Source organism: Treponema sp. UBA753 (assembly GCF_002297325.1).
In the GTDB taxonomy this organism is placed as follows: domain Bacteria; phylum Spirochaetota; class Spirochaetia; order Treponematales; family Treponemataceae; genus Treponema_D.
This window is the reverse complement of sequence record NZ_DBKJ01000042.1, coordinates 1-26585: the sequence shown is the minus strand read 5'-3', so window position 1 is coordinate 26585 and position 26585 is coordinate 1. Positions and strand designations below refer to the sequence as shown.

Here is a 26585-nt window from a genome sequence, read left to right as displayed (position 1 = left end):
GTAATGGCGGTAAATAACGAAACCGGCGCAATTCAGCCTATTTATGAAATCGCAAAAATTATTGAAGAAAAAACAAAAGGAAAACGAAAACCATTTTTTCATGTTGACTGCGTTCAGGCTGCAGGAAAAATTCCACTGAACTTAAAGGCAAGCGGAATTGATTCAGCTTCATTCAGCGCGCACAAAATTGGCGGACCAAGAGGAATCGGCATTCTTTATCTTGCAAAAGAATTGAATTCGTTTTTAAAAGGCGGCGGGCAGGAAAAAAATGTAAGAAGCGGAACTGAAAATCTTTTTGGCGCAGAAGCATTTTCACTTTGCCTTGAAAAATATTTTATTTCAGAAAGAAACGCTTCCGCAGAAAAAAGATTTGAACAGCAAAAAATTCTTACAAAAAATTTCATAAAGAAACTAAAAGAAATAAAAGGTTGCGTTATAATTCCGCACTGCCGTGAAGATGAAAAATTTGAGGAAAACTTTTCTCCTTGGGTTGTTCAAGCCGCATTTCCAGGAATTCCAGGACAAGTTATGGAGCGCGCATTAAGCGAAAATGGATTTTTCATTTCAACAGGAAGCGCGTGTTCATCTTCGCATAAAGGCCGTCCAGTTCTTGACACAATGCAGCTAAGCCCAAAAGAAAAAGAAAGCGCTGTTAGATTCAGTTTTGGATTTTCAACTGAAGAAGAAAGCATGAACGAGCTAATTGAAGAACTGAAAAATATTTGCAGCCAGTTTTTGTAATCGTTCCGCTTGCAATAAATTCTAAAATGATGTAAAGTTTGAAAAGTCATATCCTGCATCTTTTTTGATGCAAAAAAAAATCAAACTAAATTTTTAGGGAAGGACATTATGGGAATTCGTGGAGAACTTTTTACAAATCAGGTAAACCTGGACAAGCGTTCGTATTATTTCAACGTAAAAGAAAATCGCAATGGAGATGTTTTTCTTCAGATTGTTGAAAGCAAAATAAAGGACGGACAAGACGAAAGACGCGATATTGTTGTTTTTGCAGATGACATGAAAAGTTTTTTGGGCGGAATGGACGAATCTTTGAGAGCTGTTGAAAAAATCCAAAGAGAACGCGCAAAAATCCGTGCAGAAAAAAAAGCTGCGAAAGAAGCAAAATATGCAGCAGGCGGAATGCCAGAAGAAAAGCCAGCAAAAAAAGTCTACCGCAGAAAAGGAGAAAGCCGCTTAGTTTCAGAAAGAAAAGCAGAGCGCAAAGAAATCTCAGGCAGACTTCATGTTGTTTCAAAAAGGCAGCCTGATGCTGAAAAAACAGAATACTAATATTTAAACGAAAGCCGCTGAATGGGAGACGGTCCTAAACGGCGGCAAATTTCTTTGTGTGCAGGAGTTGGATAGCCTTTGTGTTTTGCATACCCATACTCCGGATAGAGTTTATCATAATCAAGCATAATTTTATCACGCTGAACTTTTGCCAGAATGCTTGCCGCCATAACGCAAGGAAATTTTGAGTCAGCTTTTACAACTGCTTTTATATCAAGATTTTTATCAGAAAAAGGCAGCATATTTCCATCAACAATTATTTGCATGGAATTTTTACATTGCTCAAAGTCAAATTTATTTTTTTCGCACCAAGCAGGAAGTTTCATCTTCATCATATCAAAAGCAATTTTCATTGCCTTAAAATCAGCCTGAAGAATATTTATCTCGTCAATTATTTTTTCACTGACAATTCCAATTCCCCAGCAAGATTTTTCTCTTATAACATCAAATGCAGCTTCACGTTTTTTTTCAGAAAGTTTTTTGCTGTCGTTTAAAATTTCCACAGGAAAATCAAAAGGCAAGACAACGCATCCAGCAGTAACAGGGCCAGCCAAAGGACCTCTTCCCGCCTCATCAATTCCAACAAGAAACTGCATAAAGTTTAAAATCCTTTTTGAATATTTTTTTCTGACACAACAGAATTTACATTGCTCCAAATTGGAGAACTTTTTTTAGTTGAATCGGAAAGTCTTGCGTTAAACTCGTTTTGAACAATTGAAGCACTTGCATTAAGAATTTGAATTCCACGTCCTAAAGTTCCAATCAAAGAAAATGATGAGTCAGAGAAAGAACAAATTCCGCCTGAAATTTTCACATTAAAACAAGATTCTGCAACAGATGTGAATCTTGATTTTTCGCAGACAATATTTGAGTTTTCAGAAGAAATTCCACAAGCATAAGAATCTGATTGAATTGTAAATCCAGAATTTTCAATATGAACTTTTGAATTTTCCAAATCAAGCAAAGTGCCATTTTTCAAAAACACTGAAGAAAACTCGCAGTTAGAAATTCCAACAGAAGAATTTTCTGCGTAAACAAGTGGTGAATTTTCAACTTGAGATTTTTTTTCAATAATCAAATTTTCAAATTCAACATTCGCATTTAAAACCTTGATAGCAGAATTTTCCTTAAAACTCAAACTGGAATCATGTCCTATAAAAGTGCAATCTTTTGAAATTAAAAATTCGTTATTTGGAATATCGATGTTTCCATAAATATGGAATCTGATTTTTTTATTTGAAAACTTCAAAACTGAAATAAGCTGCTCAAAAGATTTAAACGGATTATCATAAGAGCCGTCTTGAATTTCATTTTGCGAATTTGCAAAAAGATAATAGTTTGTTTCATCAATAATTATTTTTTGTTCTGAAATTTCACTTTTATTTCCAGATGCATCAACAGAATATGCGCATACTTTATAAAACACTGCGTTTTTATCTGATGACTTTAGAAAAATTTCATTGCCATTATATAAAGAAAAATTGTTAGGTTTTATCTTTTCAAATTCAGCTTGCGCGCTTTCTACAAATCCGTCTGGTATTTCAAAAGGCTTGCTTAAGGCATAAAAAATTTCAGCATCTGGTTCACTTGAAATTCTGAAAAACGATTTTGTTCTTGTAAGTTTTCCTATCGAAGATGAAAAAATTTCAGGAGGTTCAGGAGGAAGCCGGTCTATAGAAAATTCAGAGTCTATTGTTCCCTGATAATTTCCATTGTAAAAAATTTTAAAGCAAGCAGAACTTTTTACATCTTCATTTTCGAACGCATCAGCATAAGCAAAAGGAGAATTTTTTTCAAATGAAAAATTTTCGTTTCCATCTATAAAAAATTCAACAACACCATTCTTGTCTTTTTTAGAAAGAACCAAAGGTTTTGCCGGAAGCTCATATTCAAAAACTTTATTTCCAGGATAAAATTCAACTGGCTGCCAAGAAATTTTATGAGCATAGTTTCTATCAATAAAACTTGGTTCTGATGGAGACTTCCAGTTTTCGTCATCAATTCTGTAAATAAAATTTTTATCTTTAAAAGAAAAATTATTCCATTCTGAAATTTCAAATGGAACATTGTCAGCCTTTGCATCAGCAGTTTTTTCAGCAGGAAGAACTTGAATTACAAAATGGAAAAAATTATTTCCTGTAAAATCAACAGCAAAACAAGAGACAAAACGCTCTACAGAATTTTTACTTGAAAGAAAAAGCTTTGACTTCAAATATGGAGATTTGGAATTTTCAAGAGAATACAAAAATTCAGAGGGAATAAAAAAATCGGTTCCAGAAATATAAGGAACAGTAGGATTCTGATTTATTGAATTTATAAATTCTTTTGACTGAATACTATATTCAACTTCTGAATTTTCTTCGACATTGTATTCAATTGTAAAATCTTTTCTTTCACCGTTTTGATCAATTGATACAATTTTTACAGTTACACTTCCACTCTGATCAATGAGAACAGGAGAATCATAAGAAAATCCAGAAACATAAGGATCGCTGCCTGTAAAAGAATAATAAACATCAGTGCCTTTTTCTAAATTTAAAACAAGAGCCTGTTTGTTTTTCCAAACTCCAGAAATCGGACTCAAGATATTTTTTTCTTCAAAAGCAAAGAGCTTGCTAAAAGTAAAAAGCAAAAGAATACTTATAATTTTTTTTACAGACAATCGCATTTCATTCATGGAATTTATTCATCCTTAAAAATCGGTTCTAAAACTTCACGCAAATCAGGATAAGGCTTATAAAAATTTTCCTCAAGTTCTTCATGTGTAAGACCAACAAGCTCGTGGCTATTGTAGTTAATCCAAGTGTTTTCTTCGGGATTTGAAATTTCAAATTTTCTGCACCAATAGTCTGGCTGAATCGGAAGCTGCTCCTTCCATTTGTACACTTTATAGTCATGCACAACAATTTTTATATTTTCACGAGGAACTCCCCTTTCCAAAAGAATTCCAACCAAATAATTCAGTGTTCTGCCTGAATCAAAAATATCATCAACGAGCATAATTTTATCTCCGGCACGAAGATAATCCGGGGAATAAGTCCATCCGTCAATTCTAACTGCAGAATGCTGGGAAACATCAGTGTAGCTTCTTGCAACAACAGCCGCATACAAAACAGGCTTGTGATTTTTTAGAGCAACTTTGTAATACTCGCTGATTACATTTGCCATGTACGCGCCGCCACGCAAAGAAGTATAAATAACATCAGGAACGAATTTATCCTGCTGATAAATCTTATGAGCAAGTTTCAATGCGTCAATTCTAACACTGTCATAGGGTAAAAATTCTTTCATATAAATTCCTTATCAAAAATTATCCGCAGCAACGGATGTATAAAAGTCTGCAACGCAAACTAATTTTTTCAGCTGAATTTTATTTAAGATTCTCCTAGCGTCTTGCCTTTTAACTGCTGATAAATTCCGCAGCCCAAAAGATACAGTTCTCCATTTTCAATTTTTATTTTAGCAAGAAACCGAACTGGCTTTTCCATATTGACTGGCGGCGTTGGAGCTTTTTCAAAAACAACTTTTACAGTTCCAATTGAAGAACGTTTTTCTTCAGCCGGAATATAATTCACCAAAAGCATACAGCCCCAGGAACCGTCGCTTTTTTGATATTCATTCACAGCAGTTCCGTCCCAAATCACATAGCAGTTCTGATAAAGCAAAGGATTTTCTTTTACTTCAAGATAAGAATAATTGTCCTTTAGGGAACTGAATGAAGGCTCTTTTAAAAGTTTCGACATTTCCAAAGATTTTTGCTTTATTGAAGAAGCCGCATTGCTGTTTAAAATTTTATTCAGTTCAACCTGCGCGGCATTGTCCCGGCCTTCACCGAAATATTTTTTTGCAGAATTAAAAACAGAAGCAACCTGATTCTTTTCAAGTTTAACAGTAAAATCTTTTTCAGAAATATTTATCTGAAGAGGATTTTTTATTTCTTCCGTAGAAAGCGAAAACTTTGAATCAAATTCAGTGAGCGGCTTATTAAGCTTTTTCCAAGGTTCATAAACAACAAGCGCTGAACAAACAATTCCTGCCAACAGCCCCGTAAGAATGCAATTTCTTATAATGTCCGGATTCATTCCAAGCGGCGGATAGAATTTTTTTATGTCGCCGGAATCGACCCATTTGCAAATTGTTGTATAATCTCCATAAAGCCTGATAAATTCCATTGCCGAACGCGCAATTGAATTTCTTGGATCAATATCAAGCACTTCAAGATAATATTCAAGCGCCCGGTCAGTTTCTCCATGCCTAAGAAAAATAACCGCCTGTCCCAAAAGAAGCTGTGTGTTTTTTATTTTTATTTCACGCGCGCTTCTAAAATTCTGGGAAGCTTTTCCTGGAACATCAGCATATAAATAAGCAATTCCCAAAGCAAGGTAATATTCAAAATCACCTTCATAAACATCCTCGTAAGACTCAAGAATATTTATTGCAAGATCAAATTTGCGGCGCTTTATGAGATGTTTGGCTGTGTCCAGATTGGAGCGTCCCATTTATCTTTCAACTCCAAGTTTTGCAAGAATTGAATCTAGCTCTAAATTAAGCCTGTCAAGTTCTTCCTTGTCAACATCATTTGAAAGAGAAGCTATGTGGTCAAGCAAATTCTGAATATATTCAGGATCAAGCTGCTCTTCTGTAACTTCAACAAAAGGAGTTCCATTTTTTGTATAATCGTGAATTTCTTTTTCTGAAAGTCCGGCTTCCTGAGGAGTAAGAGGAGTTGGAAGTGGAGCAACATCCGTTGTAGGAACAGCAACTTTTGAATAAATTCCAAGCATTGTTTTTCCGTTCGCTAAATCAGAAAGAAACTTTTTTCCAGCAGGAAGCTCTCCGTCTGTGGCAACCGAAATAAAAAATCCAACAGCAGAAGTTTTTAGAGGATCAAGATATGCAGTATCCCAGTTTATGCAAACCGCAGAATTATTGTATGACAAAACAGAAGTAAAACTTTTTCCATGCTGAACAGAAGGAATCCAGCCGGAAGAGTTTACAAGATTTTCTTTATTCGCAAGCACAACATTGCAAGGTCTGCTTATTCCAGCTCCTTCAAGAAGAAACTGAACTGCCGCTTTTGCATTGCTAGAACGAATCCACAAATCATCAGACATATTCGTAAACAGAGTTTCAGAATTGACTTTGCTTCTAGCCGCTGTAGAAAAATGCGCCGAAGTATTTTCACCAAGAACAGTATCAAACACGCCTTTCAGTGCAAACGACTGAACATTTTTTCCAAGGTTGATTGTATAAACGGTAACACGCAGCATATCGGTTCTTGTGGAATTAGGAATCGACGGAAGAAAACTAAAGTCAACAACAACCTGCGCAACATCCGGAATCAGATAAGCCATCTGCGCGCCCAAAGGAGTTCTGCGGGACTCTGTTTTTATTCCAGTTCCACGGGCAAGTTTATATTCTTTTCTTCCAGCTTTAAGAGCAAAAAAGGATGAAGAGCCTGAATCGTAGCTTGAAAGAAGCGCAATTTCACGGCCTTTTTCAGGAAGCGCGTAAAGAGAAAAAGCTCCAGTTGTACTGTCAAGAGCAAGACGAATTTCATCCTTGTCAATTACAATATTTTTTTCTACTGAATATGAAGGTATTTCTTTTTTATCCAAAGAATCTTTTTGCATTACAAAAGAAAGATCTTCATTCTGAGCATTCAAGGCAAAAACAGAAGCTGCAAAAAAAGCAAAAGCAAACAATTTCTTTTTCATTACTTTCCCCCGTATTTTTCATCAAGAAGTTTTTGAATCAAAGCAGCTTTTTCTTTAAGCGAATACATTTCTTCATCTTCAATTCCGCCAGAAGAAACCGGAATTTCTTCATTTGAATTTTCTGCGCGTACATTTGAAGCGGAAGGCAATCCAGCCGAAGCATTTTCTTCAAGTTCCCTGATTCTGCTGTTTGCAATTCTAAGCTGCTTTTTTAACTCGGCAATATCTTCTGACTGCATAGTTCTAAGCTCGCGCTCATAGTTTTCCTTGCTGCTAAGATATTCTTCGCCAGTCATCTTCAAAAGGTACAGAAGCTTCTGTTCACGGTCGCGCTGTGTTATAAGGTAAAGCTTGAATTCCGCATCACCGCATTTTGCGCTGCCTGGATATTCAGAAACAATTCTTTCATACAAAGAGCGAGCTGTTTCGTAATCGTAGTCTTCATAAAAACATTCGGCAATCCAGTACAATGCGGAAGAATACATTTTGCTTTCTGGATATTCATTGCAGAAACTTCCAAGAGCCATTACCGCGCTGTCGTTCTGTCCGGTACTATGCAATGCTCTTCCACGCTGATATTCAACCGCAGGAAGCAAAGAGCTTTCTGGAAAAGCGGAAATAAAATAATCGCAGGCATTCACAGCAGAAGAAAAGTCTTCAGAATAAACAAGGCTCATAATAACCATAAACCAAGTTGAATCCGTTGAATATTCCTCCGAATCCGCAGCCTGCCTCAAAAATACAGAAGCGTCAGTCCAAGCTTTGTCTTTATAGCAAATAAGTCCTTGCACAAAAGAATCCGCCGCGCTTTCACCTGATGGAGTTTTTTGGCTAAATGCAAACGGAAGCGCAAAAATCAAAACAAGAAAAGCCAGTACAAAGCGTTTTTTTATTTCCATTCTAAATTCCCCCTGAAAAATGACGAGCCGGAAACAACAATATCTGTTCCCGCTTCAAGGACATCCTCCAAGGTTTCTTGATTTATGCCGCCATCTACAGAAATAAGATATTTAAAGTTTTTCTCTCTCTGTATATCGGCAAGTTTTCTGATTTTTTCAATAGTATATGGAATAAGTTTTTGTCCGCCCCACCCCGGATTCACAGACATAACAAGAACAAGGTCAACAAAAGGCAAAAGTTCTTCAACCGCGCTCAAAGGAGTTGCAGGGCACAATGCGATTCCGGCTTTTTTTCCGGCGTTACGAATAAGTTGAACACATCGGTCTGCATGGCAAGTTGCTTCTATATGGAATGTAACAATGTCCGCGCCAGATTCTATATAGGAAACAATTGAATTTTCAGGACGGTCAATCATAAGATGAACATCGAACGGAAGCTTTGTGCATTTTCGGATTGAACTGATTACAGGCTGACCATAAGAAACCTGCGGCACAAAATGCCCGTCCATAACATCAACATGGACAAAGGAACTGCCCTTTTCTTCTATAAATTTAAATGCAGAAGTCAAATCTGAAAAATCCGCGGAAAGAAGCGATGGCGAAAGAAATCGGCTGTGTTTTTTCATAGAACCATGATAAATAAATTCCAATTATTTATCAATTGAAATTTTCAATAACAAAAATTCAGGCAAAATAAAAAAAATCTAAAACTTTTAGGCTATTAGGCAGTGAACTATTGACAAACACATTGAAAAACCATTATAAATATTACCCCCTTTTGCAGAAAATCACATTGACTAAATCTTTCAAATATATATAATTGAATTCTATGGGTATTCAGTCGGAAAACGCGCTCTGCAATGCATTCAAACTCATTGAAATTTGCAATATTTCAGAAGCTTCGGAACTGCTCAAGGACGCGCTAACCATTGATCTGGACGACGAAAGCATTGTTTTTGCAATAAAATGCTGCGGATTCTGGATTGACACGCTGAATTCAATTCCCAGCCTTTCCAGTTTTGAACAGGGAGAAACCCTTCTAAACCAATGGAAGCAGTTTGTCTTTATAACTGGAAAAAAAAGTGAAAAGTACGAAAGAACAATTTATTCTTTTAAAAAGGGAATTTTTTCGCTCGCATTGGAATGCTACAGCAAGGCAGCGGACGAAAAAGACATCAGGCTTAAGTCTGAAATTTTAAGGAAAACCGGACTTTGCTATAAAAAGCTAGGTTCTTATGAAGTCGCCCTTAACTTTTTAAAGGAAGCAAACGGAACTCTTTCAGGACAAGCAGCTATCGTCGCGGAAGTTGCCGACTGCTATGCGCTTTGCGGGGAAACAAAAAATGCAAAAATGCTTTTTAGGGAAGCTTTCTACATAGATGCAAAAAGAATAGACTTTTTTTTCCTAGACTCGCCAATGATAAAGGCTCTTATAAATAAAGTCGAAGAAATTGGCTATACAGGCGAAGCGTTACAGGAATGGGTTGCAGTTTACGGAGTTATACTTGAAGTTTTTACCGTAAAAAGGCTTTTAAGAGCGCAGGAAGTAATTCATCTGCGTCAAGAAATTTTTGCCAGAGAAAGCGAAATGAAAGATCCCGGAAGCAACAAGGAAGTTATAAAACCAAGGCTCTTGAACCTTTATTTTTGGCTTATAGATTACTATATTTCGTCAAAAGAAAAGTCAAGCAGTATTTCGGAAGTCATGCTCAAGATGAAAATTCTTGATCCTGAAATTCACAATTTATACAGATTCGGAAACCTCTGAAAAAGCAGAGAAGTTTATAAAAAACTAGGAGCAAACATTATGTCTGAAGAACTTGAAAATTCTGTCCGCGAAATGCTGAAGGCAGAAACATGGACACGAGCGGGAATTACAAACTTCACCAAAAACAACATCGAAGAACTTGAAAAAGTCCTTGACGAATGTAGAAACCAGAACTGTGAATACGCCATCAAGGATATCTGCGATGAACAGCTTGCGCACACAAAAGACAGCATTGTAGCCCTTTATCTTTCAGGAATGATTGCAATGCGCACAGGTTCCGTAGACACAAGCTCCCTTTACGCGCTCTTTGATATTTTTGAAAAGAACCACAAGGAATCGCTCGTTGAATACCTTTGCAATTCAATTCTTGAAGATGATCCGCAGAACAAACTTGCTCTAAGAAAGCTCGCGGATTATTACAAGGCTTCAAATGATGACAGGCTCTGGGAACTTTATGAGAAAATTGTAAAGCTTGACTTTGAAGAAGCAGAAATGGCGCGTGTTCTTGCTGAACGCTACGACTCTCAAGGAAACAGAGAAGCTGCAATAAATTACTATAAAAAAGCATTGCTCCGCTTTGTAGCCGCAAAAAATATCGGCTCAGCAAAAGCTATATGGTCAATTCTTGTTTCTTACATTCCAGAAGAACTTGATTTCTTTATGCTGGTTCAGCGAAAAATTGCAAAGACAATCAGCGAAGACAAGTCAGCAATTCTTATGCAGGAACTTTACGCATATTATAAGGACACTGCAAAGTGGGACACAGCAATCGCCATTCTAAAGCTTATTCTTGAAATCGACAGCAAAGATTCCTGGGCGCGCAAGGAAATCACGGAATGTTTCCGCGGAAAATATGCAGACCACTCGCATCTTGAAGACTACATAAAGTCTTCAAATTTGAACCAGTCATTCCGCAATGTCTTTGAAGCAATCAACGACTTTGAAAAGCACATTGCATTCGATGCAAAAAACTACGTTTACCATAGAACTTGGGGCGTTGGAATTATTTCAAAAGTTGAAGGCGACACTCTTACAATCAACTTCGGAAAGAAAACAGGCGTTCACACAATGTCTTTAAAAATGGCAGTTAGCGCACTCCAACCTCTTGCAAAAGACCACATCAAAGTCTACAAGAAAACTGTAAAGCATGAAGAGCTTGTAAAAAAAGTAAAGAGCGACATTCCATGGACTTTAAAGACAATAATCAAAAGCTACAACAATAACTGCGACGAAAAGCACATAAAAGCAGAACTTGTTCCTTCAATATTAAAAGACGCTGCTAAAGACAAAGACGGAAAAACAAAAGGTTCAAGCGAATGGACAAGCTGGCACGCAAAGGCTCAGAAAATTCTTGCAGAGCCTCCGTTCTGTGTAAATCCAAACGATGCGAATTTCTATACAGTCCGCGACAGAGAACTTAGCAAGTCAGAGCGTCTTGCAAATGAATTCAAGGCAAACAAGGAATTCTTCCCAAGAATCGACATAATGGCTCGCTATCTTGAAGCAATTGAAGATCCTTCTGACGACCAGTTTTCTGAAATGTTCAGCTACTTTGCAAATTACCTCAAGGCATTCACTTCTGTAAACGAGCAGATTGTGGCTTCTTATCTTGTTGTTCAGGAAATTGTAAAAAGAATTTCCGCGCTTGAAAATCCTGCAAAGTTCACATTCGCCGAGCTTTATTCAGAAATTGAAAATCCACGCGAAATGTACACAAAACTCAAGGACACAAAAAATACTCACTTAAAGAAAATGTTCCTTGCGAATATCAAGATGCTTCCAGACTGGGATTCTCAGTACACTTTCCTGTTCCCGACTGTGCTTGATAAAAATCTTATTGCAGAAATTATTTCAGCTGGAAAAAAGGAAAAAGCAGTCCGCCTTGTTCAGGATATTTTCAACGACTACAGAAGCAACAGAAATGCTGTAAACTACTTTATTTCTAAATGCAAAACTGAAGAATGGTTTGTTGAAGCAAAAATTTCAGAAGAAAAGCAGCTCGTAACCTTGGTCAACATAATTTCAGTCTGCAACCGTGAAAAGAACAATCACGTGAATACAGTTGAAAACACAAAGACAATAAAGGAATCTACTGCCCTTCTCTTTGGAAACAAGCTGAATGAAGACAAGAACCCAATGCTTGAGTATATGCTTGCAAATTCAACTGATGTAATTACAAGAATGTACACAATGGTCAGCGACCTTTCTGACCTTGAGCTTCAATACAAAGCTTCTTTAAGAAACGGAATCTTGAAAAAATATCCAGACTTCAAATTCCAGGAAGCAGAAATCAAGCAGGAAGCTCCAAAAGGACTTCTGGTTACTGCAAAAATGCTCGAAGTCAAACGCACGCTTGCAGAAGACATTGAAAAAGTCCAGCTTCCAAAAGTTGCTGCTGAAATCGGAGAGGCAAAGGAAAAAGGCGACCTTAAGGAAAACGCTGAATACATTGCGGCAAAAGAAGCTCAGCACCGTCTTAACGTTCAGCTTTCAAAACTCAAGGAAGAACTTTCGCGCGCAGTTGTATTTGATCCAACAACAGCGACAACATCGCTTGTTTCATTCGGAACAAAAGTTACATTGCAGAACAACATCGAAAACAATGAAGTTGTTTACACAATTCTTGGTCCGTGGGAATCAAATGTTGATGAAGGAATAATTTCTTATCTTTCACCGCTCGGAAACAATCTTCTTGACATGAAAAACGGAGAGCAAAGAGCATTCACAATCAACGACCACAAATATGATTACACTGTAAAATCTATTGAGGCTGCTGAAGTTTAATAAAAATTGGAGCTGGCAAAACAATGGCTATAAATGAAAAATCATTTGTAAAACTTTCAGCTAACGTTGGAATGTTCTGCCACTCCACAAACATTGGAGTTGTTTTCAGCAATGACGAAATTTTTCTTATTGACTCAGGGCAGTCAGAGGAAGACGGAAAACTCATTGCTGAAACACTTTCATCTCTCTTTCCTGAAAAAAAAATCAAAGCTGTAATCCAAACACATTCGCACGCTGACCACTGCGGCGGCTCTTTATATCTGAAAAAAAATTTAAAAACACAAATATGGGCTTCAGCCGAATCCGCAAGAATAATGGAAGTTCCAGCGATAATCGGAGCAATTTACTGCGGCGGAGTTTCATTAAAAGAATTTGACATTCCGCAGTTCACGCCGCCACAACCAATTTTCACCGACAGAATTTTATCTGAAGAAAAAATCGAGCTTGATGCGGTTTCCATTTCGTTTTATTTTCTTCCGGGACATTTTTTTGATCAGATTGGAATTTTAGTTCAGGACAAGTCAGACGGAATAAAAAGTTTTTTTCTTGGCGATAGTTTCTTCGGAATTGAACTTCTAAAAAAAACATGGATTCCGTTTTTATGCAATCAAAAAGACTTCAGAAAATCAGTAAGAAAAATCGCATCAATAAAATCTGATTTTTATATTCCCGGTCATGGCTCAAAATGCACATTTGCAACAATAAATGCGTTTGCAGAAATAAACATAATGGTTACCTACGAATTTGAGTCTCTCATTCTAAAAAAAATAAAAGAAGGATTTAAAACAACGGAAGAACTTTTAAAAGCAATCGCCGACTATTCATCAATAAAAATGAAAGTTGTTCCGTTTTACTTAATCGGCACAACGTTGCGCTCATATCTTTCCTGCCTTGAACACGAAGGTCAAATCGCCTGCGAAATCATAGACAACAAACTTATTTGGAGGAATTTAAAATGACAAAACAAGAACTTGCAAAATTTATAGACCAGACTCTTCTTTCTCCGGAAGCCACAGAAGAACAAGTTGAAAAATTTTGCCAGCAAGCAAAAGAATACGGATTTGCAAGCGTCTGCATAAATCCTGTTTTTGTTTCAACTGCGGCAAAAGTTCTTTCAGGGTCGCAAACAAAAGTCTGCACTGTAATAGATTTTCCGCTTGGCGCCGGCGGAACAGAATCAAAAATGTCGCAGGCTGACATTGCAATTACGAACGGAGCGGAAGAGCTTGATTTTGTAATCGACTTGAATCTTGTAAAAAGCAAAAAGTGGAATGAGCTTGCGCAGCAACTTTCGTTTTTAACAAAGAGCGTTCAGGAAGCTTCGATGTTCGCAGAAAAAGACGGACTTCCGCGCAAAGAAAAAATTTTAACCAAACTGATTTTAGAAACAACTCTTTTAGATGATGATGAAATAATTCAGTCTTGCATTTGCGCAAAAAACGCAGGATTTGATTTTGTCAAAACTTCCACAGGATTTTCAATGAAAAAGCCAAACGGAGCAACAATTCATGCCGTTGAGCTAATGAGAAAAACTGTAGGAAACGAAATGGGAGTAAAGGCAAGCGGCGGAATTCATTCCACTCAAGAAGTGTTGGATTTTATTTCGGCTGGAGCAAACAGAATTGGAGCAAGCTCAGGAATTCAAATTGTAGATGGGATAAACTAAAATCATTCAGCCTGCTCTTTTCTAACCTTTTCTATTATTCTAAGGCTTTCATTTACAAGCTTGTCAATTTCTGCAAAATTTTCTGAAATGGAAATTTTGTAGAAAACCCAAGTTCCGCGTTTTATTGTTTTTACAAATCCAGAATCCTTTAAAATTTTCAAATGATGCGAAATTGCAGGACGCGAAAGATTGGACTTTGAAGTTAAATCCATAACGCTTATTCCTTCCTCTCCGGCATCAGCTATGTCAAGAATAAGTTTTTGGCGGACTTCATCTCCAAGAGCTATAAAAAGAGGTCCGCATTTATTGAGCATTTCATGTATTTTTTTTAATTCGGACTTGCTTATTCCCATTTGCAGAACCTCGCATTTTTTTGAGTATTATTAATAATATAGTTTAAATTACTAAAATGTCAATAAGTTTAAGTAATTAAACTTTTTGTCATTTTTTTTACAAAACCTATTGAATTTTATAAAAAAAACATTATATTTATATATCAATAGGTTTAATCTTTTGAACGTTATTTAGGAAAGGACTATTTTATGAAAAAGAAATTCTTAAAAACTTTTTTTAAGCATCCTTGGGCAATAATTGTAGCCACTCTGTTGCTCACAGGATTCTTCGGATTCTTCTTAAAGAATTTGGCTCTCGAAAATTCACTTCGTTCATTCTTCCCTCAAAAAGACGCATCTTATGACTTGCTTACAAAAACTGAAGATGAATTCGGAAGCATGCTTTCTATTGGAATCACATTAGAAACAAAAAGTGGAACAACTATACTCACTCCAGAGTACATTGATGTTGTAAGAAAAATCACTGACAGAACTCTTGAACTGCCAGAAGTCGAAGATATAGATTCTGTCACCCACATCGATTATGTCTGCGATGAAAACGGTTCAATCTCAGCGACACAGCTCATTCCTGACACATACACAGGTTCTGACGAAGATATTTTTCAGCTGAAATCAAGGCTTGCTGAATGGCACGATATGTACAACCGCGTAATTGTAAATGACGACAGCACTGGATTTCAAATGCAGATTTCACTTCGTCCAAAAAGCGACGAAACTCTTTCACTTGAAGAAAACCAAGCAAAACTTGCAGAACTTATAGAGCAGGCAAAAACTGCGGACGACAAAACAGAAATCAATGCAGAAATTGCCCAGACAAAATCCAACATAAAAGAAATAAAAGCTCAAGTCAGAAAACTTGGTACTGACATTATGAGACAGCAAAAAGTTCTTGCAAAAGTAAAGAAAATTGTAAATGAAGAAACAGAAGGACATCATCTCGATGTAAAATTTGTAGGTGAACCTGTTCTTTCTGAAGAATCAAAGCAGTTTATGATTTCAGATCTTTTAGTTTTGATTCCGCTTGTAATTGTTGTTGTTCTTCTTTCACTTTACATGAGCTTTAAAACTGTAACTGGAATGCTTCTTCCTTTATGCACGGTTTTGCTTTCAACAATAATTTCCGTTGGAATGATGGGATTTTTTGGAATAACTTTCACTTTGATTTCAAGCGTAATTCCAGTTTCATTAATTGCAGTCGGCTCTGCATACGGAATACATGTTCTTTCGCATTACTACATCGCAATCAATAGCGTTGAAGGTGAAATGACAAGAGAAAAATATGAAGAATGCGTTTTCTCTGGTTTAAATGAAGTTATTGTCGCAGTTTTGCTTGCAGGTGTTACAACAATTGTCGGCTTCATTTCGCTTATAACAAGCCCACTCGGACCTTTGCACAGTTTCGCAGTATTCACAGCGGTTGGAGTTTCACTTTCGCTTCTTCTTTCTATAACGTTTATTCCTGCAGTCCTTCTTTTAAAGGACTACAGAAAAGCTGTAAAAAAAGAACGCAACATTGACAAGCTCACTGCAAAAGTAAAAGCAAAAATGGAAAAAGCAAAACGCCGTTTGGAACTTGCAAAAATTCAGCGCGGCGGAAAAACAGAAGCAGAAGCTAGCGGCGACACGCTTTATTCAATCTACAAATTTTTCTGCGGCTCTGTTCCACGGCTTGTGCTTACTTCAATTGCTATAATTGTTCTTTCATTCACTGGACTCAAAGTTCTAAAAATTGATACAGCGTTAATCAACTACTTCCCAAAGAACTGCGAGTTCAGAAAAGACGTTGACCATATTGACCAGCAATATGCCGGTTCAAACTGCCTCTTCTTTGTAATTCAAGGACAGGAAAAAGGAGACATTTCAAATCCGGAACTCTTGAAAGCAGTTGACAACATGGAGCATTATCTTGCTGCAAACCATGAGAACATCGGAAAAATCGTTTCCTTTACAACATTTATAAAACGCATAAACCAAGTTTGGCACGTTCCTGGAACACAGCCAGTTTCTTCTAGTGAATCATCAGATTCTTCTTCAAGCGGATTTTCTGACGGATGGGATGACTGGGGCTCTGATTTCGGAACTGACGACTCATCTTCAGCCTCTGATGATTGGTCAAATTGGGTTACAGATGATTCAGAAACACAAGCTTCTCCTGCACAGGATTTTGTAGATCCAAATATCGCTTACAGCGAGCAGCTTGAAACTTCAATGACAACAAAGCAAGTTCTTGAGCTTTTGTACAATGCTTATGTTGAAGCAGGAGGTCAGTATGCTTCCGTAGAAGATATCGTTAACCAGCTTATGAAACAGGTTAACTACAACGGAACTGCATATTATGAAATTCCTTACGACACTTCAAAGTATCCTGTTGCAACTCGTGAAGAACTGAAAAATGTTGTTGAAAATTATCTCACACTTTTAAGCGGCTCTCTTGACAGATTTATTGATGACGACATGAATCCAAAGGAAATGCGCATAACTTGCCAGCTTAGAAGCCATTCATCAGAAGAAAGTGGAATAATAATTGCAGATGCCAAAAATTATGCTGCAGAACATTTCCCTGAAGGCTACACTCTCGAAGCAACCGGTTCAGCGCAGATGGAACACAGAATGACAAGCATGATTGTTTCAAGCCAGATAACAAGTCTTGCTCTTTCTTTGTTCTCTGTATTCCTGATTATTGCGATTTCATTCAGATCTTGCTGGGCAGGACTTTTAGGAGCAATTCCGCTTGCATTCAGTATTCTTCTTAACTACATGACAATGGGATTCTGTGAAATCAATCTTGACTTCATTACAAGCATTATCGCTTCGGTTGCAGTCGGCGTCGGTATTGACTACACAATTCACTTTATGACAACCTATAAAGAAGAAAGAGCGAAAACAGAAAACGTTGTTGAAGTTCTAAAGGAAACTTTCAGAAAGAGCGGACGCGGAATTCTTACAAATGCACTTGCAGTAGGTCTTGGATTCCTTGTTCTTACACTTTCAAAGTTTATAGTTTTGCGCTACATTGGAATTCTTGTTGCAATCGTAATGTTTACATCAAGCTTCCTTGCAATGACAATTATTCCAGGAATTTTGAATCTAACAGATCCAAAATTTATGCGGCCAAAAGAAAAAACAGAAAATAAATAAAAAAAATCCCGGATTTTTCCGGGAAAAACATGGAGGATAAAAATGAAACTTACATTTAAAACACTTACATTGGCAGCTGCACTCGCAGCAGGAACTTTCGCAGCATTCGCAGATGCGCGCGGAGATGAAATCATGCAGAGAACACATGATGTCGCAAAGCCTGACTACAGCCGCTCTAAAGTTGTAATGCTTTTAACAGACAAAAACGGAAGCACAGAGCAGCGCAATGTTCTTCAGTACGGACGCAACAAAAATGACATAACAAGCGCAGTCATGGATTTCCGTTCACCGGCAAACATAAAGGACACAAGATTTCTTCAGATTGAAAACAAAGGCGCGCCAGATGACAAATGGATTTATCTTCCGGCACTGAAAAACACAAGACGTGTAAATTCAAGCGAAGGATCAAAATCCTTCATGGGAACTGATGCAACTTATGATGACCTTTCTACACGCGAAATGGAAGAAGACACTCACGAATTCGTAAAGGAAGAAACCAAGAACGGTTTCAATTGCGAAGTTGTAAAAAACACACCGATTGATCCAAAGTCAAGCCAGTACAGCTATAGAATGGTTTGGGTAGACAAAGCTACAGATTATCCTGTTTACACGGAGCTTTTTGACAAAAACGGAAAACTTATAAAAACTCTTACAGTTTTCAAAATTGAAAATGTTGACGGCTTCAATATTCCAATGGAAAACAAAATGGAAAATGTTCAGACAAAACATTCAACTTCCATAAAAATTCTTAACGTTGATGTAAAGACTGTTCTTCCAGACAGAATCTTTACACAGGACTTCTTGAACACAGGAAGATTCTAAAAACAAAAACAAGGAGTTTCATTATATGAAAAACAAAATTTTTGCGCTTGCAATGATTTTTTGCTCATTTGCATTTGCACAGGATTTTGATGACTGGGGAAGTTTCTCTGACGACACTGACGGTTTTGGCGGAAGCTCAAGTCCTTCAATTACATTCAGCGGCGAAGGAGAACTTCAGGGCAGAATGTATCTTGACAAGCCAGAATACGAAGGACAGAAAGATTCAGACTACGACTCGGTTTCAGACTTTCCTGTTACCGCAACTCCATCTGCAAAGCTCGGAATCAATTTTTCAGGCTCAAATGTTGATGCAGACATTCAGCTGAAATTTGACGAAAGCGCAATTAAAGATTATCCACAGGACGTAATAGATGAGCTTACAATCCGCGGTTACTTTGGAAAACTAAAACTTGAAGCAGGAAAAATGAAAGTTATCTGGGGAAAAGGAGACAAGCTTCATGTTCTGGATAATTTTAATGCAGACGATTACACTGATTTCATTGTTCCAGAATACATTGACCGCAGGCTCAGCACGCCTATGTTCCGCGCAATATATTCCTTTGAAAAAAACGATTTACGCTTGGAAGGAATCTGGACTCCGTACATGGAAAAAGACAGATTCGCAACAGACGGAATTTGGACGCCAGATGCATACACAGAATTGAAAAATTCAGTAACAGAAATAGCTTCAAAGTGGGCAGAAAGCGGAACAGTAGGTCTTATGAAAGCTGCGCAATTCAATCAAGACGACTTGTACCAGGATACGCAAAAATTAAAATACACACAAGCTGGACTTAGAATTACAGGCACATTCGGCTCGTTTGACTGGGGCGCAAGTTACTATTACGGGCATTACAAGCAGCCTTCAGCAGATTTAAGCGCGACAATTCTAAGCGGAAAAACAGAAATGCCTTCACTTGAATATGACTGGAAGCAGACATTCGGACTTGAAGCGGCGACTGTGCTTGGAAGATTCAACTTGCGCGGCGAACTTGCATACAATTTGACTGACGATGTTGCAGGCGATAATCCTTGGGTTCATAACAACAGCATTGCATGGCTTGCAGGCTTTGATGTGGACATTCCGGTTAACAACATTAACATCAACATTCAAGAAACTGGAACTTACATTTTCAAAGGCGACAAAATTGATGATGCGGAAGGATTTTCTAGCTACGGCGTAATGAAATCACTATTAAAGTCATATGATGTTGACTACGACAAAACTGGATACACAAACAACAAGCTTGTCGTAAACATTACAGATTCTTGGATGAATGATAAAATTGCGCCGGAAGTTACTGCGCTTTGGGGAATTGAACGCGGCGACTTTGTTGTTCAGCCTAAAATCGCATATAAGCCGAACGGAAATTTAACACTGACTTTAAGCGGAATGTATATTCATTGCAAAGATGAAGACAGCGAATTCTATGAATGGAAAGACAACAGCTTTATAAATGTTGGTGTCAACTGTAAATTCTAAAGGTTAAAAACAACGGACGCTTTGGTAAAATCCATTGCGTCCATTTTTATTTTAAAAGTTCTGCCAAGCACTCTTCTTCTCTTCCGCATTTTATGCTGTCTTCAAGCGCGGAAATTATTTTCAGCATGACAATGCTTCCGGCTTCCAGTTTTTTTTCAGATTCAAATTCAGCATGAAGAAAATTTTCTGTAACAGCATGAAAAATATTTTTTACATCTGATTTCTGCAAAACTTTTTTTTCAACAGTCGCTTCAACAGTTTTTTCTTTAAAAGAATTTATATAAGAAATTTTTCCAGAAACAGCAATTTCTGTAAGCCACTTTACGCGCTCATTTTTTATTCGCTCAGGAATTTTTGGAGTCATAGAAAATGCCAGTGTTCCAGGTCTTGCTGAAAAAGGAAAAGCGTGAATCCAAGCAAAATTCATTTTTTTGCACAATGACTTAGTCTGCTCAAAATCATCTTCCGTTTCTCCGGGAAATCCTGCGATTATATCACAAGAAATAAACGGATTTATTTTGCATTCTCTAAGAAGCTGAACCGCATTTTCAACTTGTTCTCGCTTATAAGGTCGACGCATAGAATTCAAAATCGAATCACTTCCAGACTGAATGCTCAAATGAAAAAACGGCTGAACCCTTTTGTCAGACAAAACTGAACAAAGTTCTTTTGTTATATGCTGCGGATAAAAAGAAGAAATTCTAAATTTAACTTTTTTTGTATTAGAAAGCAAAAATGAAAGCAGCTCTTTAAAATCAAAAACCGCACCGTCTTTTGCCATTCCTGCATACTGGCTCAAGTTAACGCCTGTAAGCACTATTTCCGAAGAACCTAAATTTTCAATTTCCTTTGCACGCTCAAGAATTTTTTCAGGCTCAAGAGAAACAGAAGTTCCACGGGCAAAATGAATTCTGCAGAATGAACACGAGTTGTTACAGCCATCCTGAATTTTCAAAGTCGCCCGGCTATGCTTTTCAAAAACAGGCGTATACAAAGCAAACGGATTCACCGCCGTTGGAATTTTTTTTGAAGAGTCAATTTTTTCAAATGAAAAAGTTTTTTTGTTAACAAAGGATTTTAGATTCTCAAAATTGAATTTTCCGCTTTTAAAATCAAGCGTGCCGCCATTCATCGCAACGGAAATTTCCTTTAAAATAAATTTCTTTGTGCCGGGAACAATTATAATTCTATTTTCTGAAATCGAAGTTATTTCACAATCAGCAAGTTCAGCATAACAGCCGGTAACAATTAATGGCGCATCAAAAAATTTTTCAAGAAGCAACCTGATTATTCGCCGGGCTTTCTGCTCAGCTTTGCCCGTAACCGTGCAGGTATTTATCACGCTTAAAATTACATCTTGAGAAGGATTTGTTCCAGATGAAACAGAATTGAACTCACAAGCAAAACCAGCATCAGAAAAAGAACGCGCGGCTCCTTCCGTTTCATCCTGATTAAGCCTGCAGCCTAGAGTTTCAAAATGAATAATATTTTTCATCAGCTAAAAACTAAAGACGATCCTGACATCTTTTTTTTCCGCGGACAGCATCGTAATTTTGAGAATTTAAGCCAAGTGCCCTGTCATAAGCTGTAATAGCGTTTTTAAAGTCGCCGCACATTTCCCGTGCGTAACCAAGTCTTGTCCACCAATGCGCGCTATAAGTCGGCTCATATTTTACAGCCGCGCTAAAAGAAATATCCGCATGCTCATATTTTGTCTGGCGGACATAAATTTCACCCATATAATAATATGCAGTTCCAAGCCGCGCCGCAGTTTCCGAAGAATTTGCGACATAACGCTGAAACATACCAAGCGCTTCATTGTTTTTTCCAAGATAAAATTTAGCCTCGCCAAGAACTTCCATCAAGCGAATATCATAGGAATTTATTTTGCGCGCTTCTGTAGCTCTAAGCTCTGCTTCCTTGTACTGCTTGTTTCCAACCAAAGACCAGCACAAAACAGCGTAAGAGTCCATATTGTTCGGATTGTTGGAAATTTCAACTTCACAAACAGCCACAGCATCTTTGTACTTTCCTTCACGGTAAAGTTTAAGTGCATCTGGACGAGAGGCTTGCGAAAAAACTGCGGAAACAAAAACAAAAAATATAACAAATGAAAAACAATTTTTCTTATTCATATAAGCACCTTGAAAATCCAGCTTGAAAAATCACATTCCAGACATTGAGCATTTTCCGGAAAAAACAGAACCAGGCTCAAGCACAACCTGCGCAGAAGAAATATCGCCAATTACAGAACCTGTTGAAGCGACATAAACAAGTTTTTTTCCATTTATATTTCCAACAACTTTTCCGCGGACAAGCACACGTTCTGTTGAAATGTCGGCATTGACTTCCGCATTTGTATCAATAAGCAAATCACTTGAAGCTTCGATTGTTCCGTTCATTTTTCCTTTTATCATAAACGGCTTTGAAAAACGTATATTTCCTGTAAATGAAATGTCACTAGCCATTACAGTGTCAAAATCTTCTTCGTCAGTATCAAACGGCTTTGAATCTTTTATTTCGTACATTTCTTTATTTTATTGATGAACAGCATTGAAGTCAATGCGACTAGAATAAAAAAACGCCGCCATTTCTAGCAGCGTTTTTATCTAAACTTAAAAATTAATATTCCTGAGCGTCAGATCTCTTGAAGAATGAAGATGAACCGCTTCTCTGTGTAGCAGTGTGAACTCCAGCTCTTGCATGAGAACCTCCGCGGAATCCTCTGTCCCTATCACGTTCGCGTCGTCCGCCAAAGTCTCTGTCGCGTCCAAATCCACGGTCGCGGTCCCGTCCTCTGTCTCTTCCGCCTCTTCTTGAGCCACGGTCGCGTCCAAATGAATCGCGCTCGCCAAGTCCGCCGCCAGTAACTTTTGTATCAAGGTGCATGTGCGGCAATGAGCGGTCGCGCTCGGAAAGCTCAATGGCTCTTCTTCCGTCATCAGCTGGCAAAGAAAGAAGACAGAATTTGTCAGCCATATCAATGGCATCAACTTTGCGCCCCGGAACACCAAGCAAATCATGGAAGAAATCCGCAATTTTTCTTGGATTGTAGCCATCGTCCCAGCCCATCTGAACATAAAGCCTAAGCTGGTCGTCGCCAACAAAAACATCTCCGCCTCTTCTTGAACCACGGTCGCGTTCACGGCGTCCGCCACGGTCTCTGTCGCGTCCTTTTGATTCAACAGAATAAGTATTAATTTTTCCGTAGCGATTTTTATTCAGCATTCCGCCGTAAGAAACCGCAAGCAGTGAAGCAACAACTTCCTCTGGATTTTGACCATTGCAAAGTTCTTCCGCAAGTTTGTCAAAAATAGGATCGCCTTTTCTTAAATGTGGAACTTTTGGCTCTGAAGAAACATTAGCTTCAGCATTTTCATCTGCATAAACAGAATCAGCTTCGTTTTCAGCCTGAACTTCAGACTTTTCCTGATTAAGTCCAAGCTTGTTTTTAATGTCAGAAAACAGGCGGCTCTTTTTTGCTTCCAAAACTTCTTCTATTGAAGGAACTTTGTCTTCAACAATTTCGTCCTTTGAACTTTTCTTTACAGTATTAATAAGGTAATTAAGACGTCTGCGTGTTTCTTCCGGCTTTACAAAAGTAACCGCCATTCCAGCAGCTCCTGCACGACCTGTACGACCAATGCGGTGAACATAAGTCGGACCGTCAAAAGGAAGCTCGTAGTTTACAACGTGAGTTACGCCTTCAATGTCAATTCCACGCGCAGCAACATCAGTCGCAACAAGAATTCTTGTTTTCTTTGAACGGAATCTTGCAAGAATTTTTTCACGCTGCCCCTGAGGAATATCTCCGTGCAATGCGGCAGCTTCATATCCGCGCTCATCAAGCGACTTTGAAACATAGTCAGCATCAGATTTTCTCTGAACAAAAACAAGTCCGAAGAAATCCGGCGAAATATCGATAAGACGAACCAAAGCCTCAACTTTTTCACTTTCGCGAACAACCCAATATTTCTGCTCAATCAGAAGCGGCTCTTCTTCAAAACCTTCTTCTTCAACGATTTCATACTCGCCCATAAAACGCTGGGCAATTTTCAAAATTTCTTTTGGAACTGTCGCGCTGAACAAAAGAACACGGCAATCCTGATTTGCGCATTCAAAAATATTTTCAATATCCTCGATAAAGCCCATGTCAAGCATTTCATCGCCTTCATCAAGAATAAAGTAATCGATTTTGCTGATGTCAAGAACACCGCGGTCAATCAAGTCCTGAACACGGCCTGGAGTACCAACAACAATTTCAACTCCGCGGCGCAAAGCCCTCATCTGCTCGCCCATAGAAGCACCGCCGTAAACTACAGCAGTACGTGGATATTTTCCAGTTGCAAACGAAGCCATTTCTGTCGCAGTCTGCATAGCAAGCTCGCGTGTAGGCTCAAGAATGATTGCGCGGACATGGTCGCTTTCTTCACGCAAATCTTGAACAAGCGGAAGTCCAAAAGCGGCAGTTTTTCCAGTTCCAGTGCGGGCCTTTGCAATAACGTTCGCATCTCCATTCAAAAGACGCGGAATTGCAAGAACCTGAATTGGAGAAGGAACTTTAAATCCTTTTTTCTCAATAGCGGCAAGAGTGATTTCATCAAGTCCCAAGTCTGCAAATGAAATTGTCTCAGGCTCATTTGATGATTCATTTGAATTTTCCACAGAAACCTGTGAATCCTCTGCGGGCATAGTAATCCCATCAATTTTGTTTTCTAAATCTTCCATAAACGATTCCCTTTTCCTTACATGAAAGACCGGAACCGCTTGAAAATATCTTTTTTTACTTGATTTTCCTTTTTACCTGGCAAAGCCTAAGAAGCGGCTGCAATCTGACATGCTGATGATATAAAATATAGCGCAGAGTATATAAGATTTTTCAATGTTATTCAAGCGAAAAAACACAAAAACGCAAAAAATGTCATAATTTTCTATCAAAATTCCATGTTTACCGTCGGCATCGGGCTTGCCCCTGCGATGCTTCTGAAAGAAACTCGGTTGATAGTCTATTGAAATTTTACAGTTGATTCCCATATCAAGCATGGGAATGACAGTTAATTTCCACAAAAAATATGCAGAAAATTATTTTTTTCAGAAATAAATAATGTGATGAAAAACAAAATTACTTTTATAACAATTATTTTATCGCTGAACATTTGCCATGCGCAAATTGAATTTTATTCCGGGAATAATTTTAAATTTCCTTTAAAAGACGGAAAAGAAAATTTCTCGCTGAAATACGATTCCGGAGCAAGGCTAAAGTTCCGCGGACTAACTGCCATTTGGATTGCAGGAATCGGGACAGAAACTTTCCATGACATTGCAAGCTCTTCGTTTTGTGAATTTGAAGCAATGCAAAAATACCGCTACGGAATAAAATATTCAGCGGCAACAAAATTCGCGGCCACAGATTTTCTTGCAGGAACCTTGCGTTTTTCACAGGGAATTTCAAGATTAAAGCAGCCAAATTTTTATGTTCCGAGCGCGCTAAAAAAGCCTTCTCTTTTAGCACCTGGAATTTCTCCAAGCCTACCCTCCTGGACTTCCGGGAAAACTCCACTGGCAGCGGCAATTTCAATTTCACCAGGAAACAAAAATTCATTTTTGCCAACTATTCAACTTTCTGTTCTTGAAACAAAGGAATTTTATGCGTCTGCCTTCAAAAGATTTTCAGCTCCGTTCATTCCAAACGCAACCATTTCATTTTCTGGCGGACTTTTTGAATACGGAAGAGAAAACAGCTCAGCTTGGTTTCAAAAGCAAAGATTTTTTTCCACGGAAAAACGAGGCGCAGCAGAAACTGAACTGAACATAGCCTTTGCACATTTTAGAATTTCTGGAGCGGCAGGAATACACGAAAGCCCGTTCGGCGGAAATTTCTTTTGGGCAAGGCTTCAAAACTTCATTCTTTTAGGCGATTTTTTGCTCCATTCTTTCTATTATACCGCAGACGAATCTTTAATAACCGCCGACAAAACTGAAAATAGAATAAAAACCCAAGCAGGAATAAATCCGCAGTACACATTTTGGTTCGGAAAAACTTCGGCAAGCACAGGAATTTTACTTTACTCTGCGGAAAGACAAACGATTGAAAGGCTTCCCTCTGCCTTCAATGAATACTGCGCAAAAACAGCATTGAGCATTTCAAGTGGAAAATGCAAGCTTTCATCAAACGCATCTTTTCTTTATTCCACGGAAAAAAACGGAAAAGAATATTCTGCGCAAATAAAGGCTTCAAGAAATTTCAAAAGCTCATCTACAAGCGCAACTTTTTCTTATAAAAAAGAAGACTCTGGGAAAAACACATTTTCATTCACAAGCACAGTTTATCCTAAAAAAACAATGCTGCGCCAAGCCGGAATCGGATTTTCATTTTCTGAAAAAGAAGGCGACTTTAAATGCAGTCCTTCAGCAACTACAGTTTTTAAAGGCGGAAACAGAAAGATTAAGTGGAACATAAAAACAGCATTTCTATTAAATTTTTAAACTTTCTTCAAAACAGCCCAAGACCTATTGAATTTACCGCTATTTTTTAATAAAATTGCTTGAATTAATTGCATTATGCGGAAATCTTTGCATTTCGTATTCTGCCGACTCACGAATTTTTTTTTGAGAGGTATACACTATGGGTTTTGATATTACAAAAGTACGTAATATCGGTATCA

Annotated in this window: 22 protein-coding genes; 10 read left to right on the top strand and 12 right to left on the bottom strand. The window is 37.9% G+C overall.

Annotated features, from left to right (window positions below; genetic code table 11):
* Both B4C08_RS03315 and B4C08_RS03310 read left to right on the top strand, forming a co-directional pair.
* On the top strand, nucleotides 1-741 hold a 741-nt coding region (locus B4C08_RS03315), incomplete at its 5' end, for a cysteine desulfurase family protein (protein ID WP_296662838.1).
* A 108-nt stretch (nucleotides 742-849) separates the two neighbouring features.
* On the top strand, nucleotides 850-1290 hold the full coding sequence (locus B4C08_RS03310) for a DUF3276 family protein (RefSeq protein ID WP_296662834.1): 441 nt from the start codon (nucleotides 850-852) through the stop codon (nucleotides 1288-1290).
* Here B4C08_RS03310 and B4C08_RS03305 read toward each other — a convergent pair.
* The 7 genes from B4C08_RS03305 to rpe all read right to left on the bottom strand — a co-directional run bounded on the left by B4C08_RS03305 (nucleotide 1287) and on the right by rpe (nucleotide 8532).
* Nucleotides 1287-1886 carry a ribonuclease HII gene (locus B4C08_RS03305; protein WP_295796905.1) on the bottom strand — a complete coding sequence of 200 codons (600 nt, stop codon included), beginning with the start codon at nucleotides 1884-1886 and terminating at the stop codon, nucleotides 1287-1289. The genes B4C08_RS03310 and B4C08_RS03305 overlap by 4 nt on opposite strands.
* A 5-nt stretch (nucleotides 1887-1891) precedes the next feature.
* A complete protein-coding gene (locus B4C08_RS03300) occupies nucleotides 1892-3967 on the bottom strand; it encodes a chitobiase/beta-hexosaminidase C-terminal domain-containing protein (protein ID WP_296662831.1) in 2076 nt (691 codons plus the stop codon).
* Nucleotides 3968-3972: 5 nt separating this feature from the next.
* Nucleotides 3973-4581, bottom strand: coding sequence for a phosphoribosyltransferase (locus tag B4C08_RS03295; protein WP_295796901.1), 609 nt, complete (start codon nucleotides 4579-4581; stop codon nucleotides 3973-3975).
* An 83-nt stretch (nucleotides 4582-4664) separates the two neighbouring features.
* Nucleotides 4665-5789: a tetratricopeptide repeat protein gene (locus B4C08_RS03290; protein WP_295796899.1), complete on the bottom strand. Its 1125-nt coding sequence runs from the start codon at nucleotides 5787-5789 to the stop codon at nucleotides 4665-4667.
* Nucleotides 5790-7007 (bottom strand): hypothetical protein, encoded by a 1218-nt coding sequence (locus B4C08_RS03285; protein WP_296662827.1) that lies wholly within the window; start codon nucleotides 7005-7007, stop codon nucleotides 5790-5792.
* Nucleotides 7007-7906: a tetratricopeptide repeat protein gene (locus B4C08_RS03280; RefSeq protein WP_296662824.1), complete on the bottom strand. Its 900-nt coding sequence runs from the start codon at nucleotides 7904-7906 to the stop codon at nucleotides 7007-7009. The genes B4C08_RS03285 and B4C08_RS03280 overlap by 1 nt, the downstream gene beginning before the upstream one ends.
* Entirely contained in the window at nucleotides 7897-8532 is a 636-nt protein-coding gene (rpe, locus tag B4C08_RS03275) for a ribulose-phosphate 3-epimerase (RefSeq protein WP_296662819.1), read from the bottom strand. Before rpe ends, B4C08_RS03280 begins: the two co-directional genes overlap by 10 nt.
* 203 nt (nucleotides 8533-8735) lie before the next feature.
* Between rpe and B4C08_RS03270 the strand changes: the two genes are divergently transcribed.
* From B4C08_RS03270 to deoC, 4 genes are read left to right on the top strand one after another with little or no spacing between them, the layout of a single operon-like run.
* Nucleotides 8736-9674, top strand: coding sequence for a hypothetical protein (locus B4C08_RS03270; RefSeq protein ID WP_295796890.1), 939 nt, complete (start codon nucleotides 8736-8738; stop codon nucleotides 9672-9674).
* A gap of 39 nt (nucleotides 9675-9713) precedes the next feature.
* Entirely contained in the window at nucleotides 9714-12458 is a 2745-nt protein-coding gene (gene greA / locus B4C08_RS03265) for a transcription elongation factor GreA (protein ID WP_296662815.1), read from the top strand.
* A gap of 23 nt (nucleotides 12459-12481) precedes the next feature.
* Nucleotides 12482-13417, top strand: a complete 936-nt coding sequence (locus B4C08_RS03260; protein ID WP_296662812.1) for an MBL fold metallo-hydrolase — start codon at nucleotides 12482-12484, stop codon at nucleotides 13415-13417.
* Entirely contained in the window at nucleotides 13414-14124 is a 711-nt protein-coding gene (deoC, locus tag B4C08_RS03255) for a deoxyribose-phosphate aldolase (RefSeq protein ID WP_296662810.1), read from the top strand. Before B4C08_RS03260 ends, deoC begins: the two co-directional genes overlap by 4 nt.
* Nucleotides 14125-14126: 2 nt before the next feature.
* On the opposite strand, the gene B4C08_RS03250 is transcribed toward deoC, so the two are convergent.
* Nucleotides 14127-14477 carry an ArsR/SmtB family transcription factor gene (locus tag B4C08_RS03250; protein ID WP_296028272.1) on the bottom strand — a complete coding sequence of 117 codons (351 nt, stop codon included), beginning with the start codon at nucleotides 14475-14477 and terminating at the stop codon, nucleotides 14127-14129.
* Nucleotides 14478-14666: 189 nt separating this feature from the next.
* Here B4C08_RS03250 and B4C08_RS03245 point away from each other — a divergent pair, with 189 nt between their 5' ends.
* Genes B4C08_RS03245 through B4C08_RS03235 form a run of 3 tightly spaced genes read left to right on the top strand, consistent with a single transcriptional unit; the run spans nucleotide 14667 to nucleotide 19920 of the window.
* Nucleotides 14667-17615: an efflux RND transporter permease subunit gene (locus tag B4C08_RS03245; protein WP_296662807.1), complete on the top strand. Its 2949-nt coding sequence runs from the start codon at nucleotides 14667-14669 to the stop codon at nucleotides 17613-17615.
* Nucleotides 17616-17657: 42 nt separating this feature from the next.
* Nucleotides 17658-18437 (top strand): outer membrane lipoprotein-sorting protein, encoded by a 780-nt coding sequence (locus B4C08_RS03240; protein WP_296662803.1) that lies wholly within the window; start codon nucleotides 17658-17660, stop codon nucleotides 18435-18437.
* A 25-nt stretch (nucleotides 18438-18462) separates the two neighbouring features.
* Nucleotides 18463-19920 carry a hypothetical protein gene (locus tag B4C08_RS03235; protein WP_296662800.1) on the top strand — a complete coding sequence of 486 codons (1458 nt, stop codon included), beginning with the start codon at nucleotides 18463-18465 and terminating at the stop codon, nucleotides 19918-19920.
* Between the two features lie 46 nt (nucleotides 19921-19966).
* Here B4C08_RS03235 and mtaB read toward each other — a convergent pair whose 3' ends face one another.
* The 4 genes from mtaB to B4C08_RS03215 form a co-directional block, all read right to left on the bottom strand.
* The gene (gene mtaB / locus B4C08_RS03230; RefSeq protein WP_296662794.1) at nucleotides 19967-21415 is read right to left on the bottom strand and encodes a tRNA (N(6)-L-threonylcarbamoyladenosine(37)-C(2))-methylthiotransferase MtaB; all 1449 of its coding nucleotides are present in this window, start codon (nucleotides 21413-21415) and stop codon (nucleotides 19967-19969) included.
* A gap of 10 nt (nucleotides 21416-21425) precedes the next feature.
* A complete protein-coding gene (locus B4C08_RS03225) occupies nucleotides 21426-22055 on the bottom strand; it encodes a tetratricopeptide repeat protein (RefSeq protein WP_296662792.1) in 630 nt (209 codons plus the stop codon).
* A 30-nt stretch (nucleotides 22056-22085) separates the two neighbouring features.
* Nucleotides 22086-22448: a bactofilin family protein gene (locus tag B4C08_RS03220; RefSeq protein WP_294012673.1), complete on the bottom strand. Its 363-nt coding sequence runs from the start codon at nucleotides 22446-22448 to the stop codon at nucleotides 22086-22088.
* Nucleotides 22449-22542: 94 nt separating this feature from the next.
* Nucleotides 22543-24612: a DEAD/DEAH box helicase gene (locus tag B4C08_RS03215; protein ID WP_414717763.1), complete on the bottom strand. Its 2070-nt coding sequence runs from the start codon at nucleotides 24610-24612 to the stop codon at nucleotides 22543-22545.
* Between the two features lie 417 nt (nucleotides 24613-25029).
* Between B4C08_RS03215 and B4C08_RS03210 the strand changes: the two genes are divergently transcribed.
* Complete coding sequence (locus B4C08_RS03210) at nucleotides 25030-26406, top strand: hypothetical protein (protein WP_296662784.1); 1377 nt, start codon at nucleotides 25030-25032, stop codon at nucleotides 26404-26406.
* The last annotated feature ends 179 nt before the right edge of the window (nucleotides 26407-26585 follow it).

What these genes read in the sequence shown, in the direction of transcription:
- B4C08_RS03310 (WP_296662834.1), top strand. Translation starts at nt 850, where the DNA reads ATGGGAATTCGTGGAGAACTTTTTACAAATCAGGTAAACCTGGACAAG.
- B4C08_RS03305 (WP_295796905.1), bottom strand. Translation starts at nt 1,886, where the DNA reads ATGCAGTTTCTTGTTGGAATTGATGAGGCGGGAAGAGGTCCTTTGGCT.
- B4C08_RS03300 (WP_296662831.1), bottom strand. Translation starts at nt 3,967, where the DNA reads ATGAATGAAATGCGATTGTCTGTAAAAAAAATTATAAGTATTCTTTTG.
- B4C08_RS03295 (WP_295796901.1), bottom strand. Translation starts at nt 4,581, where the DNA reads ATGAAAGAATTTTTACCCTATGACAGTGTTAGAATTGACGCATTGAAA.
- B4C08_RS03290 (WP_295796899.1), bottom strand. Translation starts at nt 5,789, where the DNA reads ATGGGACGCTCCAATCTGGACACAGCCAAACATCTCATAAAGCGCCGC.
- B4C08_RS03285 (WP_296662827.1), bottom strand. Translation starts at nt 7,007, where the DNA reads ATGAAAAAGAAATTGTTTGCTTTTGCTTTTTTTGCAGCTTCTGTTTTT.
- B4C08_RS03280 (WP_296662824.1), bottom strand. Translation starts at nt 7,906, where the DNA reads ATGGAAATAAAAAAACGCTTTGTACTGGCTTTTCTTGTTTTGATTTTT.
- rpe (WP_296662819.1), bottom strand. Translation starts at nt 8,532, where the DNA reads ATGAAAAAACACAGCCGATTTCTTTCGCCATCGCTTCTTTCCGCGGAT.
- B4C08_RS03270 (WP_295796890.1), top strand. Translation starts at nt 8,736, where the DNA reads ATGGGTATTCAGTCGGAAAACGCGCTCTGCAATGCATTCAAACTCATT.
- greA (WP_296662815.1), top strand. Translation starts at nt 9,714, where the DNA reads ATGTCTGAAGAACTTGAAAATTCTGTCCGCGAAATGCTGAAGGCAGAA.
- B4C08_RS03260 (WP_296662812.1), top strand. Translation starts at nt 12,482, where the DNA reads ATGGCTATAAATGAAAAATCATTTGTAAAACTTTCAGCTAACGTTGGA.
- deoC (WP_296662810.1), top strand. Translation starts at nt 13,414, where the DNA reads ATGACAAAACAAGAACTTGCAAAATTTATAGACCAGACTCTTCTTTCT.
- B4C08_RS03250 (WP_296028272.1), bottom strand. Translation starts at nt 14,477, where the DNA reads ATGGGAATAAGCAAGTCCGAATTAAAAAAAATACATGAAATGCTCAAT.
- B4C08_RS03245 (WP_296662807.1), top strand. Translation starts at nt 14,667, where the DNA reads ATGAAAAAGAAATTCTTAAAAACTTTTTTTAAGCATCCTTGGGCAATA.
- B4C08_RS03240 (WP_296662803.1), top strand. Translation starts at nt 17,658, where the DNA reads ATGAAACTTACATTTAAAACACTTACATTGGCAGCTGCACTCGCAGCA.
- B4C08_RS03235 (WP_296662800.1), top strand. Translation starts at nt 18,463, where the DNA reads ATGAAAAACAAAATTTTTGCGCTTGCAATGATTTTTTGCTCATTTGCA.
- mtaB (WP_296662794.1), bottom strand. Translation starts at nt 21,415, where the DNA reads ATGAAAAATATTATTCATTTTGAAACTCTAGGCTGCAGGCTTAATCAG.
- B4C08_RS03225 (WP_296662792.1), bottom strand. Translation starts at nt 22,055, where the DNA reads ATGAATAAGAAAAATTGTTTTTCATTTGTTATATTTTTTGTTTTTGTT.
- B4C08_RS03220 (WP_294012673.1), bottom strand. Translation starts at nt 22,448, where the DNA reads ATGTACGAAATAAAAGATTCAAAGCCGTTTGATACTGACGAAGAAGAT.
- B4C08_RS03215 (WP_414717763.1), bottom strand. Translation starts at nt 24,612, where the DNA reads ATGCCCGCAGAGGATTCACAGGTTTCTGTGGAAAATTCAAATGAATCA.
- B4C08_RS03210 (WP_296662784.1), top strand. Translation starts at nt 25,030, where the DNA reads ATGAAAAACAAAATTACTTTTATAACAATTATTTTATCGCTGAACATT.